Source organism: Pseudomonas sp. PS01299, from assembly GCF_029960145.1.
Taxonomy (GTDB): Bacteria; Pseudomonadota; Gammaproteobacteria; order Pseudomonadales; family Pseudomonadaceae; genus Aquipseudomonas; species Aquipseudomonas putida_A.
The window spans coordinates 1-2,336 of the sequence record NZ_JASCPO010000433.1 but is presented as its reverse complement, the minus strand read 5'-3'; the positions used below and the strand labels follow the sequence as shown (position 1 = coordinate 2,336).

2 protein-coding genes are annotated in these 2,336 nt (G+C 59.5%); both read left to right on the top strand.

What is annotated here, in order from left to right:
* Positions 1–193: hypothetical protein (locus tag QMX91_RS30720; RefSeq protein ID WP_282413867.1), on the top strand; the 193-nt coding region annotated here is incomplete at its 5' end.
* Between the two features lie 255 nt (positions 194–448).
* Positions 449–2,128, top strand: coding sequence for a 2-isopropylmalate synthase (leuA, locus tag QMX91_RS30715; RefSeq protein ID WP_027612129.1), 1,680 nt, complete (start codon positions 449–451; stop codon positions 2,126–2,128).
* Positions 2,129–2,336 lie beyond the last annotated feature (208 nt).

The window sequence follows — 2,336 nt, the reverse complement described above, 5'->3', positions numbered from 1 at the left end:
GGGCAAGCCCGCTCCCACAGGTTTCTCGGGTGTACATAATATTCGTGAACGACACGGACACTGTGGGAGCGGGCTTGCCCGCGAATGCGGTCTATCCAATCCGAAAATATTGATGACACCCAACCAACATCAATTGCGCCCCAATCTAACCTCACGCAAACATCAACAAGAAACGCCGACTTACAAGCAATAAAATTCTGCAAAACCCAGTATTTCGAGTATTCCTCTCAATTTTTTTCGACTGCTTGCCATCCTCTCCCCTCGCGGTTAGGGTTGAAGGCATGAAAACCTCTCACACCCTTATTCAGCTTCGCCAGCACCGTAGTTTGTGCCTCGTCAGCGCACGACTGCCGGGCTGAATCGCTGCGCCTCGTCCCAAGCGTTTTCCCGAACATTCGTTCCACCGGCAGGCCGCCTCTTTTCGGCCCAGACAATAAGGAATTTCCCGATGAGCATGCTCAAAGACCCGTCTTCGAAATACCGCGCGTTCCCCGTCATCAATCTGCCGGATCGCACCTGGCCGTCGAAAACCATCGACGCCGCGCCGATCTGGTGCAGCTCCGACCTGCGTGACGGCAACCAGTCGCTCATCGAGCCGATGGACGCGGTGAAGAAGCTGCGCTTCTGGAAAACCCTCGTTCAGGTGGGTGTGAAGGAAATCGAAGCCTCGTTCCCGGCCGCTTCGCAAACCGACTTCGACTTCGTGCGTACCCTGATCGAAGAAGGCCACATCCCGGACGACACCACCATTCAGGTGCTGACCCAGGGCCGTGAAGACTTGATCGAGCGCACCTTCGAATCCCTGCGCGGGGCGAAGAAAGCCATCGTCCACCTGTACAACGCCACCTCGCCTTCCTTCCGTCGCATCGTCTTCAACCAGGACAAGGACGGCATCAAGGCCATCGCGGTCAACGCCGCCAAGCTGTTCGTCAAATACGCAGCGATGCAGCCGGACACCGAGTGGACTTTCGAATACTCCCCGGAAACCTTCAGCGCCACCGAGCTGGAGTTTGCCAAGGAAGTCTGTGACGCGGTGATCGAGGTCTGGAACCCGACGCCTGAGCACAAGATGATCCTCAACTTGCCGGCCACCGTTGAATGCGCGACCCCGAACGTCTACGCCGACCAGATCGAATGGTTCGGCCGCAACATCAATCGTCGTGACAGCGTGATCATCAGCCTGCACACCCACAACGATCGTGGCACCGGCGTCGCCGCCACCGAGCTGGGTCTGATGGCCGGCGCGGATCGTGTCGAAGGCTGCCTGTTCGGCAACGGCGAGCGTACCGGTAACGTCGACCTCGTTACTGTCGCACTGAACATGTACACCCAGGGCGTTGACCCTGAGCTGGACTTCTCCGACATCGACGGCGTGCGCAAAGTCGTCGAAGAGTGCAACCAGATCCAGGTGCACCCGCGCCACCCGTACGTCGGCGACCTGGTCCACACCGCATTCTCCGGCTCGCACCAGGACGCGATCCGCAAGGGCTTCGCCCAGCAGAAACCGGACACCCTGTGGGAAGTGCCGTATCTGCCGATCGACCCGGCCGACATCGGTCGCAGCTACGAGGCGGTGATTCGTGTGAACAGCCAGTCGGGCAAGGGCGGTATTGCCTACTTGCTGGAGCAGGAATACGGCATCAGCCTGCCGCGTCGCATGCAGATCGAGTTCAGCCAGGTGGTGCAGCGTGAAACCGATCGCCTCGGCCTTGAGATGACCGCCAAGCAGATCCACTCGCTGTTGATCAGCGAATACCTGCAAGCCAACACCCCGTACGCGCTGGTCAGCCATCGTCTGCAGGAAGAAAACGGCAACAGTGCCGTCGAAGTGGAAGTGGCGAGCAAGGGTCAGGGCGAAACCAACCTGCACTGGCGCGGCAAGGGCAACGGTGCGCTGGAAGCACTGGTGGCCGGCCTGCCGATTCCGGTGGAGATCATGGACTACAACGAACATGCGATCGGCGCGGGCACCAACGCCAAGGCCGCCGCGTATATCGAGCTGCGCGTGAATGGCGAACGTGCGGTGCACGGCGTGGGTATCGATGAAAACATCACTACCGCCAGCTTCAAGGCGCTGTTCAGTGCGCTGAACCGCTCCCTGAGCCAGCCGGAAGCGAAAGCGGCCTAAGCCTTCGCTGACATGCAAAAAGGCCCCAGAGCGTGAACTCCGGGGCCTTTTTTTATGCCTGCTGGTTTTGTGTTGCCTGATCGGGCCTCTTCGCGAGCAAGCCCGCTCCCACAGGGTATTGCGTTCTACCTGTGGGAGCGGGCTTGCTCGCGAAAGCGGTCGCGAATATCAAGTTCGCTCGAAGGTATCCGCATACAGATTCGCCGGA